The following is a 14,985-nucleotide window of genomic DNA, read 5'->3' as shown; positions in this document are numbered from 1 at the left end:
CTCGCGGGCGGCGTCGCGGTGATCCGCGTCGGCGGCGCGACCGAGGTCGAGGTGAAGGAGCGCAAGGATCGCGTTGATGACGCGATGCATGCGACCCGCGCGGCGGTCGAGGAAGGCATCCTGCCGGGCGGCGGCGTCGCCCTGCTCCGTGCCTCCGAGCAGCTCAAGGGCCTGCGCACCAAGAACGACGACCAGAAGACCGGCGTCGAGATCGTGCGCAAGGCGCTGTCCTGGCCGGCCCGCCAGATCGCGATCAACGCCGGTGAAGACGGTTCGGTCATCGTCGGCAAGATCCTCGAGAAGGATCAGTACGCCTACGGCTTCGACTCGCAGACCGGCGAGTACGGCAACCTCGTCTCCAAGGGCATCATCGACCCGACCAAGGTCGTGCGCACCGCTATCCAGAATGCCTCCTCCGTGGCGGCGCTCTTGATCACCACGGAAGCGATGGTCGCCGAGCTGCCGAAGAAGGCCGCAGCCGGCCCGGCCATGCCTCCGGGCGGCGGCATGGGAGGCATGGACTTCTGATCCAGCCGCGAAGAAAACGAGAATTACAGAACCCCGGCACCAATGCCGGGGTTTTTCTTTGACGCCGTATTATGTCCCCTTGTTTTCCGGTGCGCTTAGCCCAAGCCCCAACTTCATACGGAAGTTGAAAAAGCCGGTGTAGATTTGCCGATCACGGCAACAGCAGCATGTCGCGAATGGCCAGAAGCGTACGTTCAGAACGTCTCAGCAAAATTCGGTCCTTGAGGTTCTTCCTACAAAAGTGCCAAAGCGGCCTTCTATCCCAGCGCGTCTGAAGGCTTATCAGGAGCTGAGATTAGAGCGGATCAGCCGCGTGTAAGTTGTCGCGCTTGGCGTGCTCCAGCAGAACGGCAAGCGCGAAGCCATCCTCGATGGCTTGCCCGGCCCCTTGCCCGAAATGCGGCACATCGGGTGGGCGGCGTCACCGAGCAGCGTCATATGCCCGCGCTACCAATACCGCAATGGCGGCCGACGTAGATGCCCTGCGCTGGCGCTGCTGGGAGACCCGAAGGAGGCACGCGCCGCTGCCGCGGCTGGCCTTGACCGTCCTTCTTGCCGACGATCACGAGCGGTTGCTGCGGAAGGTGGCGCATGAAGCCCGTGAGCGGTTCATCTGCTGCACCAACAAGGTCGGCGCCACCATGGTGCCTGGCCTCCTCAACCCGGCGGAAATCGCGGGTCGCCGGTCTGGCAGATGTAGTTATGGATCGCCTGCCCGATTTTCGCGTCCGCCAGGTCCCGGAGGACGTAAAGGAGGATCGTTATGGTCGTAAGGCGCTGCTGGCCGTCGACCACGTCGGTTTGTGAGCGCTCCATTGCTCCGATACATAGGTCGCCGCGACACTGTCGGAGCTATCCCGAAGCTCACTCAAAGCGAGCCGTGGAGCTCGATAATGGTCCAAAAGCGAACATTGCATACGAAGACCGGGTCTGGTGTGCACAAAGTTGCGCGGCACTGATCAGTCCTCGAGCTGATCCTCGAATTTTTCCAAAAGGCACGTGGCGAGACTGGGCCCTTCCAGATGCAATCCAAGCTCGTCGAGAGGATCATCGGACGAGCCGGTTTGAGAACCCCAGTTCATGCTGCTCACGACCGCATCATCGGTATCCCATAGAAGGCATTTTGCGTGGACTTGCGGACCCTGGACTCCAATTAGATCAACAACGCCGTCGAGCCTTTCGCGATGGGCCGCGACATGCCGTCGTTTAATCTGGTCCGGACCGGCGCGAGTAGTAAACGCGGAAATCTCCGAGCCGGCGACCCGATCATGGAAACTGGCCGACGACTTTCGCTTAACGCCCAGGGAGCGCGATGCTGAGTTCTTCCGCTCGACGATCCAGATCGCATGGCAAACGCGGAGCCTGCCCGATCCCCGGCCGCTTGTGAGGGGCACATCCTGGCTGAACCATTATCGATGCGTCGGTTTTACGTGCTTCGAACGAAAGCTGATGTCGTGGAAAGTCATACCCTGCGCACAGTCGGTCTGGATCAAGCGCGCGGTTTGATAGCGGACGGCATGGATTGTCGCCGCAGCAATGGCGACGTCAGTTGAGAGAAACCGCAGGCGGTCATTCCGAAACAGAACTGCAATTTGTGCCGGCCGTCATGGATAGCGGGGGACCGGCGCCCCCGCTTTCGATGCCGGCACACTCGCCAGCCGGCACGCAGCCGGCTATCCGCCGCAGATTTGGCCCCCGACGCCGCGACCGCCGGCCGACGCATCCGCGCCTTGACAGAAGGCGTCAATCACCACCGGCCTGAAGGCCCAACTCACTGCATCCTTTGCGTCGTGATTGTCGATAAATGCTGCCCGTTGGGATTCCTGTAACGATTGGCGAGGCTTTGTAACAATGAAGCATCTGGTCCGAATCTGATCGAACAGTAAATTCTCCATAGTTAGGGTCGAAAAGCGTGGTCCTTCCATTCGAGGCCGACGTCGCCACTGTGTGTGCGCCGCCTTCGGCGAAATACAAGCTGAGCAAATGGTTCGATCCATCTTCGTTGATTTCGTTCACCATGCGCTTGACGTTCGAAGACTTGCCGAATGCGAATCTCTTCTCTTCTCCAGCCGGTTCCAAGCCTGCGTCCTCCAAAATGGTATTTTGTGCCTGAAGGTCGGCCTGAGAAGATCCTGCTCCCCTGCTCCGCAACTGATCCTTGAGATTTTGATATTGCTGCTGCCGTTCAGCCGCTGAGGCGTGCGTTTGCGATCCGGGTGTGAGCGCACTCATGCGGGTTGATGGGCTGTTGTTAAGATTGCGGAACCACTCCGCAGTCAGCCCAACGCAGATGCCGTCCACATTCGCATCACGCAGGTCGGCCGTTCTGTATTCAAACAAGGAGGTGGCCGGACTCTCTGGAGAGGATGTACTGGGGTCGGAGGCGCTAGAAGTTTGAACGTTTGCATCTGAGGTATGTGGCTTGCTGCAGCAGGCCCCCATCTTGTCAGGCAACTCCCCCGGTTGTGAGTTCCACTGAGGCGCGAGATTTGCAAGTGTTTCCGTAAAGCTGCCGCTATTCACCGACTGACTCGGTTCGTCAGCTTGTCTAATGCATGTGGATGAGCCACTGATTCGATCATACATGACGATTCACCTTTCTGTGCTGCGCTAGTCTCTACGCATCAATTCGGGCTGCTTAGGCCCTGCTGCGAGGATACCCAGACAAGCTGATGGCGAGCTGACGGGCAGCTGTTGTCCAGCTTAGAAAGCGTTCCTTTGTCGGACTTCTGATAATGTCTGATGCGGCGCCGCGTAGCGCTGTGTCGGATCCTCCCGCGCGTCGGCTGCCGGATTCCGGAACGACATTGACAGGCTATCGCTGCGATGCCCTCGCGACACGCCGCCGAGCGCCCACAGGGCGTTCTGCAAGCCCTCGGCCAGAGCGACGAAGCTTTCGCCGCCGAGCACGACATGGGCGTGCTCGAAGCTGGACAACGCCAGCCGGAAGTGACAGAGCCGGTGATCGAGCGCCTCATACGCGCATGCTGCACCGGGTGATGGCGGAAAAACGCTTTCCCGCGCCGGGGGGGGGGCCGTTGATCGAGGCCATGGCGGCCATCCGCGCGCAGTACTACCAGACCTCGACCAGGCGCTGCCGCAGCGACGCTGCGGGGGAGGCCAGCGTGCGCCGGGCTGAACGCGCGGGAGGCAGCGGCGTGCGCGCGCTGCCGTCGGTCCGATCCGATGCAACGCCGCAGCCCGATGCGACGGATGAAGCGAGCATGAGCGACGCCGCCCTGAGCCGGCGCAAGGACGACCATCTGGACATCGTGCCGGTCGGCGACGGAACCAGCGCCGATGGCGGCATAATCGCTTAATGGGTTTGGATAATCGTTGGCGGCGTCGGCGCGAGTGGGTTGATGTCGTGGCTGGCGTCATCTTCCATCTGAGGTCGCGAGCGCCTCATGATGATTTCCAGATCGGGGCCGCAGCGAGTGCGGACAAACCGCCACCGGCGGATTGGCTGTCAATCGGCGTCGGACGGGGTCTCGGCGTCGACGCGAAGTTCGCCGGTCGACAGGGCGACGACGGCCGTGATCTTCCTGGCGTCGATCAAGACGGGCGCCCCCGTGGTCGGCGTCAATTGGACGAGAGCACCCCTGCGAAGGTGGGAAGGTTAGCAGCGATGTTGCGTGAATAATCTTTTCATTGTGTGAACTTCCAAATCATGATCTTGCCGGTTGCCGGCAAAAAAGGCCTACTTCAAAGCGGTCTCGATCAAACTGGCCAGCCTGGCTCCCGCCAGGCGGCCCGCGCTCGGGCCACGTTCTTGGCGTCGGTCTCGTACTCGCGCGTCAGGAAGGACGGGTTCTTTCCTATACTGACCGGCGGCGCGTACGCGAACTGCTTTGCCAGATCGGCGCAATCTAAACTTGAGCTTTTGAGCCGTCCGCCGTCACATCAACGATGGTGAACGAGTTCCCGAACGAATTCCGCCATGATAGGCATCGGACAGCGAACTAATGTTTCTATTCGCGATAACCGGCCGGCGCATCCCAGTGAGCCACTTTGATTGTGGGTTGGCCCTAGCTCATGAACACCTACTCCTTCCCGCGCATTATCTCGTCATGAGGGCAGATGAGCATCTAGGAAAGGCCGAACACTACCGACCACCAAGGGAGCTACTGAGGATGGATCCAACCGCTACCATCAAGCGAATGGAACATACTCTGGTGTGCTCTGCAACTACCTGACTTGGTAGCTGCCCAAGCCACGGAGCCGGTGTTAAGTAGGCTTGAGCGAGGGGGCCGATCGAACTCCGTGGATGCTGTGCAGAGCCTCCAGTTCGGTCCGAGGTCGTCCGCTTGTTTTCACGCTCTCTAAAGCGGTCGGGGCGCTGCTTGGCAGATGGAATGGATATGCAACAGCGGAGCCCGCTCCCGAATGGTGATCGACCGGCCGGCCATTTTCGGAACACCGCTTACGTGCTCAATAAGAGCAGTCCCTATTTCGATGCAGCTCACGCGGCCGGCCTCACGGTCGAGCGACGTTCCACGACAGGCGTGCCTTTGTTTTGGGCGCGGGTCCACTGTTCGACTTCGAAGGCAACTCCGAATCGTTAAGGCGAGCATCCTCGGCGCGTCCGCACGGTAGGATGAATATTCCTGGAGAGCGCACTGATGCCGACTGGGATATGCACTCAATGTCGGCCAGGTATCCAGAAAAATGCTTCAACGTCGGTGCATTGGTGCGACGGCTTGGCAACTTCGTCCACCAAAATGGTGTTGCCGCCCGAACGCGCGGCTTCATCAGGCGCGGGCCCGGATGGCCGCACAGCATCGAAGTGCTGGTCTCTCCTGAGCAGCTACCCGTCTTGGAATCCAAAACCAATCAAACAAAACCTCAGTATTGAGGTACTGGGACAAAATTGAGGGGGAATAATGTCTGACGCTGCGTTAGATCGCACACCGAATGTCACGGGCACCAAGACCTTTAGCATAAACTACGGATTGTTCGCGTTCGCGATCGTTGCGCTGACGATCCTCTACATCTGCGCGCGGCTGTATCAGCAGGCTTTTGGTTTCTCCATGGGGCTCGATGCGAGTTCACCAGAATTTGGCGAATACTGGATGACGCTCTTCAAGATCGAATTACCGGTCTTGTATGGCGCGGGCGCGCTCTGCTGGACCTATCTCTTCCTGACGCGTGACAAGAACATTGAGGCCATCACGCCCGAGGTCGAATTGCGCAGGTACTTTTATCTGACCATGTGGCTCGTCGTGTACAGCTTCTGCATCTTCTGGACGGGCAGCTTCTTCGCCGATGGAGATGGAGTCTGGCATCAGACGACCCTCAGAGACACGCCGTTTACTCCCAGTCATATAATTCTGTTCTATGCGACCATTCCAATCTATCTCTTCTTTGGCGTAGGCAGCTTTGTTTACGCAATGACCCGCATTCCGGCCTTCTGCAGGGGGATCTCGCTCATGCATGCCTTCGCCGTAGTGGGGCCTTTCCTCATTTTGCCGAATCTCGGTTTCAACGAATGGGGGCACGCTTACTGGCTCACCGAGGAAATCTTCTCCCACCCGTTGCATTGGGGTTTCGTGGTTCTCGGATGGTGCGCACTCTCGCTGGCGGGCGTCCTGATGCAGATCGTCGGACGGTTTAGAGAACTCGTTCCGATAGTATTCAAGCAGGATGCAGCGAGCGCGTGACGAACGCACGTCTGCTACACGTTCGAAAATCGCGGTGCGGGAAGCCGTGCGACAACAATACAAGCCAACAGCCTTTCCGGACAGTGATCCCAGTCCGGAAAGAGCAGGTAAACCCTAGGGAGAGGAGTCACCTCAAATTACCGACATAGATGCAGTGGCGATTCCGAAAAGGAAAGCTGGCCCCAAGGGTGAGACGGTCATTTCTGTCTCCGGTCTAACCCCCGCGGCGGCAAGATACTCGCGCATATTCGACTTCTTGGTCGTGGCGGCGGTGGTGCCCCTCTTTGCGGGAGCATTCCATCTGCACGTGATGCTCACGGTCGGTGATTGGGATATGTATGTCGACTGGAAAGACCGGCAATATTGGCCCCTTGTCGCGCCCATCTCCATGATCATGTTTCCTGCTGCTCTGCAGGCGATCTTCTGGGTCAACTTCCGTTTGCCCATCGGCGCGACGGTGGGCGCGACAGTGCTGCTGATCACCACGTGGCTCGGACGTTACGCGAATTGGTGGATATGGACAGGCTTCCCGTTCACGGAAGGCGTACCGTCACAGGTGATCGCGGGCGCATTGTTGATGGATATGGCCTTAATCGTCCTTCGCAATAGCCTGTTCACATCCATCTTCGCGGGCTTTGCGTTCGGATTCGTGTTCTGGCCATCGAATTATTCCGCTTTGGCTCCGTTCTATCTCCCAGTCGAGCACCAAGGAATGGTCGCATCGTTGGCCGACATGATCGGTTACACATTTCCGCGTTCGAACATGCCTGAGTATCTGCGTATCATCGAGCGCGGTACGCTCCGGACTTTCGGTAGCTCGGTTAGTTGGGTGTCGGCGGCGTTCGCGGGCTTCATCTGCATATTCATGCACCAACTTTGGTGGCAGCTTGGGCGTTTTGCGTCCCAGACGACGTTCCTCAAGAACGGCGATGTCGTCAAATCCTTCATGGGTATGAAAAGCAGGCCAGCGTCCTAAGCGAATAAGCACAGGGAACACGGGTATGTTGGCGAAACTTATAAAACTCACTGCCGGTTGGGTTGTTGCCTTCACTGCCGGAGTGTCTAGCGCCGCCGCTCATGGCGAACGTGCTCAGGAGCCATACTTGAGGACCCGGACGGTACAGTTCTACGATGTCCACTTCTCCAAAACTGACGTGAAGGTGAACGAACGGTTCGAGCTAACGGGAAAATTCAGGCTGATGGAGGACTGGCCGGACGCAGTTACTCCGCCGGATATTGTTTTCGTATCGAGCGTATCGCCGGGGCCAACAATTGCCAGGGTGGAAACATACCTCAACGGTGAGCCAGCGAGGCAGTCTTTCGCAAAGCTGGAACTTGGCCGCGACTACGATTTTCGAATGGTTCTTGAGGGGCGCACACCGGGCAGCAGCCACATCCATCCCTCGATCTCGATCAAGGGATCTGGCCCTCTGGTGGGACCGGGTCAGTGGATAAACATCTCGGGTGATGCGCATTCGTTCGCGTTTCCGATCAAGACTATGACTGGTCTGCAGATCGACGACTTGCAGACGTTCGGGCTGACTAACGCGGTCGGATGGCATGTGGCCTGGCTGGCCGTGGCTGCGGCTTGGTTGTTGTTCTGGTTGGTTCGTCCGCTGTTTTTGCCTCGATGGCTCGTTCTGCAGAAGGGCAGGGAGGATTTGTTGGTTTCGTTGAGGGACACCGGGGTCGGGATCATTGTGGCGGCGGTCGTTCTCGTCATGGTCTTCGGCGGCTACGTCCGAGCCAATCAGGAATATCCATATAATGTGCCCCTCCAGAGCGGGTTGAATAAGGTCGCGCCGCGCCCGGCAACCCCTGCTGACGCAGAGGTCAAGGTCATATCGGCCACCTATGACGTGCCGGGCCGTTCGATGAGGTTAGCGACCAGGATAACGAACAAAGGGTCAGAACCTCTTTCAATCGGCGAGCTTACGACCGCAAACATCCGCTTCCTCAATCAGGAGGTCCCGGCAGCAGTAGCCAATGTAGATCCGACCTACCCAAGAGATCTCGTCGCACGCACAGGGCTTGAGCTCAGTAGTAATACGCCGATAAATCCCGGTGAGACGAGAGAGGTCCTCATCGAGGCAACGGACGCCGTGTGGGAATTGGAGCGCCTTGTCAGCTTCCTCACCGACGTCGACTCCAAGTTCGGTGGGTTGTTGCTCCTCTACACTCCGAATGGGAAACGCGTCATCGCGGAGATGGGCGGACCAATCGTGCCCGTATTCACCGAACTTAAGTAAGCTTGAGTGCGCGAATGTTGCGACGAGGTCAGTGGTGGACGACCGCGAGCGGAAGAGGGGCGTTCCCGGCCGTCCTTGTGATGGCGCTCGGCGCTCTCTTTGTTCTTGCCGCTGTCCGCGAAGGTCATGCGCACGGAGCTGTGTCCATGGAGGCTGACCAATGCAAGCTGAAAGTGGACAGCTACTTCATGCATTTTACTGGCTATCAGCCGCAGAGCTCGAGAGCCGAATTTTGTGAGGACATACCGGAGGTCGGGCGAACGATCATCGTTCTCGATTTCGTCGACGAGTTCCTTCGAGACATCCCGGTAAGCGTGAACCTGGCTAGAGATGACGGCGTACAAAGGATGGAAATGACAGACACATCATCCAGCATCCTCTACATTCCACCAAGAAAGTATCCGAACGGAACGATAAAGATCGAGGTCAATTTCGAGAAAGCCGGCAGATACGTCGGCATGGTGGCGATCGAGGGTCGTGAGCGAAGCGTGGCAAACTTTCCATTCGATGTGGGGCGAGGCTGGAGTCTGATACGTCTTCTGGCGTGGTGCCTGGTCATAGTGTCAGGCGCCGTGGGAACGTTTCTGTGGGCACGGCGGCGATACTCGATCGGGCGGGAGCTATCCTCGGCGAACCACAGGCAAAGGCGGGTTGCTTCGATGAAAAGGTTCGTGCTCGTCCTGATGGCCGTGCTGATCGTAATGCCAAGCGCGGTACTCGCTCATGCGCATCTCATTCGATCGACGCCGCAAGATGGCAGCGAAATTGCAGCTCCGATCGACCCGATGGTCCTGTACTTCACTGAAGCGCTCGAACAGCGGCTCATCAATGTCGCCCTTTCTCGCGATAATAAATCCGTATCAGGGCTTTCGCAGCCCGTGCTAAGCGGCAACGGGCGAATCGTGAATGTTTCGTTACCTCATCTATCTGCTGGGCTCTATACCGTCAGTTGGAGCGTTGTCTCGATTGATGGGCATCGCACGGAAGGCAAGTTTAAATTTCTCTACCGAGAACCTTGATGGAAACGGTCCTCTCACTTGCGCGAGGGTCTGCTTTCGCCTCCACGGCAGCTTTTGGCGGATTCTGCTGGGGTTTGGCACTGTGGCGCGAGGGTCTTGAAAGCGGCACTCGGTCGCGCTTCACGACGATAGCTTCCATCGCTGCGTCCGTAGGACTCGTCCTCGGTCTCTTGTATTCAACGGCTCGGATCGGCGCCGTCCTTGGCAAGCCGGTCTTAGCTGTCAGCTCCAGCGACGTGCTCTTCATTATGTTGGACACGCGGTTCGGGAGAGCTCAGGTCGCGGCGCTTGGGTTTTTGCTAGTCGGATTTGTGAGCTTGCGACCTCTTCATAAGCCAAGTCTTGCCGCGAGTTCCAGCGGGCTATCGCTGCTGGTGGGATTGTTCTCGAGTCACTCGGCGGCTGGCGGCACTATAGCAGACCTCGCGATCAACATGATCCATGTTGCTGTGGCGGCGCTCTGGTTCGGAGGACTGTCAACCCTCGTTGTCGCGATGGCTCGCCAGGCAGCGGAGAGGCCCGAAAGTAAATCTAGGCTCCTGAGCAGTTTTTCGACGGTCGCGCTGCCGCTCATGTTGCTCGTGGTCGCAACCGGAGTAGCTCTAGCAATCGAAAACGTGGGGACTTGGCCGGGTTTGGTGGCGACCGAATATGGCTGGCTCCTGACGGGAAAGTTCGCCTGCATCGGCACGGTCCTGATCTGCGCGGCGTTTATTAGACAGAGGCTATTGCCCTTGCTAAAGACCGAAGGGGCAACTCAGCCACTCGCGATGGTCTTGAAGATTGAGCTAGCCTTCGCATTTCTGGTCACGCTACTTGCGGGCTGCCTGTCTCAGGCCATTCCATCGAGGCACGTCGAGATAGTCTGGCCGCTTTCGTTCCGTCTGGATCCAGTCGTCGCTTGGGGGACCGTACCGGGAAGTAACGTTCTGGCCATTGGCGGCTTCATTGCTCTGTTAGTTGGGAGTATTGCCGCATTTGAGCTCGGCCGTATGGGAAGATGGCGGTGGGCGACGCTCGCGGCTGTTGCTGGACTTGGCGTCGCAGGGGCTGTCGCACTGCCCGGGTTGTCAGTCCCCGCGTATCCTTCGACCTACTCAAAGGTTCCAGTGCCGTATGACGCGGAAGCGATTGCCCAGGGGCAGGACGTATTCGCTGCTAATTGCGTAGCTTGCCACGGCCTGAGGGGTAGAGGAGACGGCCCGTTGGCAAATGATTTGAAGCCGCCGCCCGCCGATCTCACTGCTCCGCACACGAGAGACCATACGATGGGAGACATGTACTGGTGGGTGAGCCATGGCTTCCCATCCTCGGCGATGCCGGGCTTTGCCGAAAGTCTGTCGGAGTTGGACAGGTGGCGAGTGGTCGAGTACGCGATGGCTCTATCGCTTGGCTATGGAGCAAGAGTTCTTGGTCCCGAAATATCGGCGGGGCAGCCGTGGCTTCACGCGATCGACTTTCCGACGTGCCACGGCCTTGACCCGAGAGAGAAGTTCAAAGATAGGAGCGATGGGCGCTCAAAACTTGTGTTGATCTTCCGAGATGGCATCCGAACGCAGCGCCTAGATCAGTTGACGCAACACGCGCGCGCCATCGAGCAAGCAGGCGGAATCATCGTCGCGGTGATGCCGTCTCCCTCCGAGGAGTTCCCATCTCCAAGTGAGTCAGGAAATCCCTGCATCGTGTTCGACATAGACCATCGCATTGCCGTTGCGTGGAATCTCTATCGGCGCACAATGGCGAACCCCGGCTTCGATGACAACGATTCGCCTCCAGCGATAATCGAGTTTCTTATCGACAGATTCGGATTCGTGCGCGCACGCTGGCGTTCGGACGAGACGGAGGGATTGGCATCGCATTCGCAACTGGTCGACGCAATTACGCAGCTCCAAGCCGAGCCGGAGATCAACAAGAGAGGCGTTCATGACCATTAGCGTCCGGGCCGCTCTTGCCCTCACTGCTGTCTGGCTCCCGCTGATCGCACTGGCGATCAATGCTCTCGCCGAGCGCAGTGCACCTCGCGAGTTTCAATCGATCATTTGTCGCGGCGACAGGTGCCAGCAAGATCGCAGGCCGGGACGAGCCATGATCATAGTAGCGAGCAGATTCTGCGTCGACAACCAGGCGGTAGCTCTTTTGGGGCACTCGGATGGGGGATCGGTGGGCAGAAGAAGAGCATCTCATCTCGCCGTCCCGTATCAGCCCCCGAGTGATCGTGGCTAGCGCTGCCTGCATTGAGCGGAAGGATCCTGATCCGGCCCAGTTGAGCCCACCTCCAAAAGCGGCAATTGCGGGAAACGTTCGCTGACCACTTTTCCCGCGAACATAAAGTGGTAAGCGCTAAAACGCGGATTACAGAGGAGGCCATGATGCCTTGGAAACCCACGATGTTGATGGCGAGTGCAAGGGCATTGCTTTCGCCGATTGCCGGTGTTGCCGTCCTGGCTCTCTTTAACAGTACCGCCGTCAGCCATGAGTTGGAGGCCGGAACACTACTGATCCAGCATCCCTGGGTGGCTGCAAAGGATACGACCAATACGACGACGACGGCTTATGTGATCGAAATTCAGAACAGGGGCACAGGGCCAGATCGGTTGCTCGGGGCGTCGCTTTCGGGCGAGAAGGGAATTTTGCAGGAAGCCGATGCAGGCGCACGGCCAGCTAAGTTCGCCACCCATGAGCATGGCTTCCAAATAGAACCTGGTGGTTTCGTTCGTCTTCAACCCGGTGGCGCGCGGATTCTGTTTGAAGGACTTCACGGCGCACTAAAGGAAGGAGAGATGGTCAAAGGGACGTTGGAATTCGAAAAGGCGGGCACCATAGAAATCGAATTCACGATCGAGCCGGCAGGCTTGGCTGAAGAGGATGATACGCCAATCCATCATCACACTCACCACTAAAAGTGCCAGGAGAAAGGCGAAGCATGGACGCCGTCTGCAGGTTGTGGGAGATCGAACCATGAGCGCGATGGGCATTTGGGAACGCCCCAGATATGGAAACATTCACGACCAAGTAGCCATGCTCTCTAATTGGCAGGACTGAAGGTCATGATGGGGCATTGGCAAGTCGAACAGGCTGCGTTGTTTTATGAGTTCTCGCTCGAAAGACACATCCCGGCCGACCACCTACTACGGTCGATCGATAGGTTCGTAGAGCTTGAGGACCTGCGCCGGGAGTTGGCGCCGTGCTACAGCAACATCGGACGGCCTTCGATCGATCCCGAGCTGATGATCAGGATGCTCCTGGTGGGCTATTGCTTCGGCATACGATCGGAGCGGCGCCTCTGCGATGAAGTCCACCTCAATCTGGCGTACCGCTGGTTTTGCCGGTTGGGTCTGGAGCGGACTGTCAACGATCACTCGACGTTCTCGAAGAATGGCACGGCCGCTTCCGTCGGAGCGATCTTCTTCCGTCGCGTGTTCGAGACTGTCTTGCGCCACTGCTTCCGGGAGCGGCTGGTCGGTGGCGAAGGTTCGCGGTCGACGCGAGCCTGATCAAAGCGGATGCTGAAGGCAAAAAGGGGCTTCTACCGGAGGCCGCGGGTCGAGCAATCGATGAGTACCTTACCGTTCTTGACTATGCCGCGTTCGGTGCTGCGACAGAGGTCACTCCGAAGTTCGTGTCGCCCTCCGATCCGGCGGCGCGCTGGACGGGAGCGCACGTGCGGACAAGCCTACTTTGCGTATTCGACGAACTACTTGGTCCACGTCGAAAACACCATCATTGTCGATGTCGAAGCGACCACGGCAATCCGCCAAGCGGAAGTGTTGACCGCCAAGCGCATGATCCAACGCTCGCTCGAACGATTCGACCTTTATCCGAGCCGGCGTCTCGGCGACACCGCCTAAGGCTCGGTCGCGATGCCAGGGTGGCTGGTCTACGAGCACGGGATCGAGCCGCACGTGACCGTCTTCGACAAGTCGGCACGCACCGACGGGACCTTCTCGCGCGAGGACTTCACCTATGACCATGTCGGGGACCTCTATCGCTGCCCCGATGGCAAAACCCTCACCACCACAGGGACGCCAGTGAACGATGAAGCGACGATCCTCTAGCGTGCAAGGAAGCACGATTGTCAAGCATGCTCTTTGAAAAAGAGGTGTTGCCCCAGCAGTCCGGCTCGGGAAGTGCCGCGCTCGATCTACGAGGGCGCTCGCGACATGGCGCGCGAGATCGCAAGATCATAAGAGGGTCACACTTCGCGCCGGCGCCGGAAGAAGATCGAGATGTTGTTCTTGCACCTCAAACGAATTCTCAAGCTCGATCGCTTGAGACTAAGGGGTCCGAACAGCGCGCGTGATGGGTTCACCCTGGCAGCCACCATTCAGAACCGTCGTAAGATGGCCAAGCTGATCCCGATGCCCGCGCTGACGCCCGCGTGAGCCCCACCAAGCCAACCCGACCGTGGAATAGCGGGCGTTCACCACGAAACTACTGCCGACTTTTTCAACGGAATCGGCCAACAGCAGCAGTCGTCTGACTACCTCACTGTGTTGACCAACTTCGCCGTCATGCGGACAGACAGTGCTGCGTGTGCGTGCCTTGCATCGATGTAAACGACGGGGAGTTCAACCCTACGAAGCTCGCGCCAAAGCCAGCTTGCCACCGTGCCGTCTCAAAGCTGATACGCTCCGCCAATGGCGCGTGCTTTGCGAAGCAGTTTGGACAGATCGCCGGGATCAAGCTTTCGCATGTGGCGGTCTCGGCACGCCTTGTCAGGCTTCCAAGCGGAGTGTCGTGCCTGCGCAAATCCTGCGGACGTCAGTCGAAATTCGCAGAATCCCTGCGTCACTCGGGGCCTTCTTCGCAGCGGATAGCCGAAAAGACGATGATACATCAGTAGGTTTGCACGTGATGTTTCGAGAGCCCGCCGCCAGCGCTCGCTGTGTTGTTGACGCAGTGCCGAACCGGTTATGACAGCGGAGTTCAATCTTATGTAACCAAACGAAACTAGGGTTTCGCGAACGATCAGTAATTTCGCCAGCTCACTGTTGAGCGCTGATCAAAATCCTTGTGACTTTGTTCGCGCATGCACCGATTGGAAATCTGATGCCCGCCCCTAGAATTGTGAAACAGCTTGTATCAAAAGGTCTTCGTCGGCTTCGACCAGCCCTACGTACCCAGATCGCGCTGCTAGGAATCGTAGGTGTGCTTGTCACAGGAGCGACTTGCATTGCCGGACTGAATTACCTTGCGAAGGGACAGAACGAAGTAACCGAGCGCTAATCTTCGCGCTCACCTGACGTTCCTTTCAGAAGCCTTTCTTGAATCGCAACAGCTAGCGCTGGAGTTTCTGCGCAAGCATAACGAAGCCCTGATCGCGCAACACGCCCAAGGCATCAAGAACGAGCTGGCGCACCTCGAGCAGATCGAGAAGCAGGTCACTTCCTTGTCGGAGGGCGATCCCCTGAGAGACGTGACGTTCCTTCGCGCCGGGATCAACCTTTACGCAACTCGTTTCAACAATGTCGTTTCCGCGCAGCGTGTGCTCGGGCTTACGGAGAATGACGGACTCCAAGGTAAGCTCCG

10 protein-coding genes and 5 pseudogenes are annotated in these 14,985 nt (G+C 58.3%); 11 read left to right on the top strand and 4 right to left on the bottom strand.

The window, feature by feature from the left end; genetic code table 11:
- Positions 1-528: TCP-1/cpn60 chaperonin family protein (locus tag AC5ZFO_RS36640; protein ID WP_496123352.1), on the top strand; the 528-nt coding region annotated here is incomplete at its 5' end.
- Positions 529-2,271: 1,743 nt separating this feature from the next.
- On the opposite strand, the gene AC5ZFO_RS36635 is transcribed toward AC5ZFO_RS36640, so the two are convergent.
- Together AC5ZFO_RS36635 and AC5ZFO_RS36630 are read right to left on the bottom strand one after the other, a co-directional pair.
- Positions 2,272-3,114 carry a YopT-type cysteine protease domain-containing protein gene (locus tag AC5ZFO_RS36635; protein WP_496123351.1) on the bottom strand — a complete coding sequence of 281 codons (843 nt, stop codon included), beginning with the start codon at positions 3,112-3,114 and terminating at the stop codon, positions 2,272-2,274.
- Between the two features lie 168 nt (positions 3,115-3,282).
- Positions 3,283-3,522 (bottom strand): annotated as a pseudogene (locus tag AC5ZFO_RS36630) (IS21 family transposase); the annotation flags it as partial.
- Between AC5ZFO_RS36630 and AC5ZFO_RS36625 the strand changes: the two are divergent.
- The 10 genes and pseudogenes from AC5ZFO_RS36625 to AC5ZFO_RS36580 form a co-directional block, all read left to right on the top strand.
- Positions 3,498-3,667 (top strand): annotated as a pseudogene (locus tag AC5ZFO_RS36625) (terpene synthase family protein); the annotation flags it as partial. The pseudogenes AC5ZFO_RS36630 and AC5ZFO_RS36625 sit on opposite strands and share 25 nt — an antisense overlap.
- A 19-nt stretch (positions 3,668-3,686) precedes the next feature.
- Positions 3,687-3,803, top strand: a pseudogene (locus AC5ZFO_RS36620) (type 2 isopentenyl-diphosphate Delta-isomerase); the annotation flags it as partial.
- Positions 3,804-5,125: 1,322 nt separating this feature from the next.
- Positions 5,126-5,383, top strand: coding sequence for a hypothetical protein (locus tag AC5ZFO_RS36615; RefSeq protein WP_496123350.1), 258 nt, complete (start codon positions 5,126-5,128; stop codon positions 5,381-5,383).
- A 28-nt stretch (positions 5,384-5,411) separates the two neighbouring features.
- Positions 5,412-6,188 (top strand): bacterial ammonia monooxygenase, subunit AmoC, encoded by a 777-nt coding sequence (gene amoC / locus AC5ZFO_RS36610; protein ID WP_496123349.1) that lies wholly within the window; start codon positions 5,412-5,414, stop codon positions 6,186-6,188.
- Positions 6,189-6,342: 154 nt separating this feature from the next.
- Positions 6,343-7,164, top strand: coding sequence for a methane monooxygenase/ammonia monooxygenase subunit A (locus tag AC5ZFO_RS36605; protein ID WP_496123348.1), 822 nt, complete (start codon positions 6,343-6,345; stop codon positions 7,162-7,164).
- Between the two features lie 25 nt (positions 7,165-7,189).
- On the top strand, positions 7,190-8,437 hold the full coding sequence (amoB, locus tag AC5ZFO_RS36600; RefSeq protein ID WP_282525757.1) for a bacterial ammonia monooxygenase, subunit AmoB: 1,248 nt from the start codon (positions 7,190-7,192) through the stop codon (positions 8,435-8,437).
- Between the two features lie 146 nt (positions 8,438-8,583).
- Positions 8,584-9,456 carry a copper resistance CopC family protein gene (locus AC5ZFO_RS36595; RefSeq protein WP_282525758.1) on the top strand — a complete coding sequence of 291 codons (873 nt, stop codon included), beginning with the start codon at positions 8,584-8,586 and terminating at the stop codon, positions 9,454-9,456.
- Entirely contained in the window at positions 9,456-11,390 is a 1,935-nt protein-coding gene (locus AC5ZFO_RS36590) for a CopD family protein (RefSeq protein ID WP_496123347.1), read from the top strand. The genes AC5ZFO_RS36595 and AC5ZFO_RS36590 overlap by 1 nt, the downstream gene beginning before the upstream one ends.
- 435 nt (positions 11,391-11,825) lie before the next feature.
- Complete coding sequence (locus AC5ZFO_RS36585) at positions 11,826-12,356, top strand: copper chaperone PCu(A)C (RefSeq protein WP_496123346.1); 531 nt, start codon at positions 11,826-11,828, stop codon at positions 12,354-12,356.
- A gap of 147 nt (positions 12,357-12,503) precedes the next feature.
- Positions 12,504-13,838 (top strand): annotated as a pseudogene (locus AC5ZFO_RS36580) (transposase).
- A gap of 101 nt (positions 13,839-13,939) precedes the next feature.
- Here AC5ZFO_RS36580 and AC5ZFO_RS36575 read toward each other — a convergent pair.
- Positions 13,940-14,143: pseudogene (locus AC5ZFO_RS36575) on the bottom strand (IS110 family RNA-guided transposase); the annotation flags it as partial.
- A gap of 591 nt (positions 14,144-14,734) precedes the next feature.
- Positions 14,735-14,974 carry a hypothetical protein gene (locus tag AC5ZFO_RS36570; protein WP_496123345.1) on the bottom strand — a complete coding sequence of 80 codons (240 nt, stop codon included), beginning with the start codon at positions 14,972-14,974 and terminating at the stop codon, positions 14,735-14,737.
- Positions 14,975-14,985 lie beyond the last annotated feature (11 nt).

The organism is Bradyrhizobium sp. Unk1, assembly GCF_059512345.1.
The sequence above is the reverse complement of the archived record's forward strand: the minus strand, read 5'-3'. Positions and strand labels throughout refer to the sequence as shown.

Bases quoted from the DNA above. Each gene is read 5' to 3' on its own strand.
- AC5ZFO_RS36635 (WP_496123351.1), bottom strand. From the start codon at position 3,114: ATGTATGATCGAATCAGTGGCTCATCCACATGCATTAGACAAGCTGAC.
- AC5ZFO_RS36615 (WP_496123350.1), top strand. From the start codon at position 5,126: ATGAATATTCCTGGAGAGCGCACTGATGCCGACTGGGATATGCACTCA.
- amoC (WP_496123349.1), top strand. From the start codon at position 5,412: ATGTCTGACGCTGCGTTAGATCGCACACCGAATGTCACGGGCACCAAG.
- amoB (WP_282525757.1), top strand. From the start codon at position 7,190: ATGTTGGCGAAACTTATAAAACTCACTGCCGGTTGGGTTGTTGCCTTC.
- AC5ZFO_RS36595 (WP_282525758.1), top strand. From the start codon at position 8,584: ATGGAGGCTGACCAATGCAAGCTGAAAGTGGACAGCTACTTCATGCAT.
- AC5ZFO_RS36590 (WP_496123347.1), top strand. From the start codon at position 9,456: ATGGAAACGGTCCTCTCACTTGCGCGAGGGTCTGCTTTCGCCTCCACG.
- AC5ZFO_RS36585 (WP_496123346.1), top strand. From the start codon at position 11,826: ATGCCTTGGAAACCCACGATGTTGATGGCGAGTGCAAGGGCATTGCTT.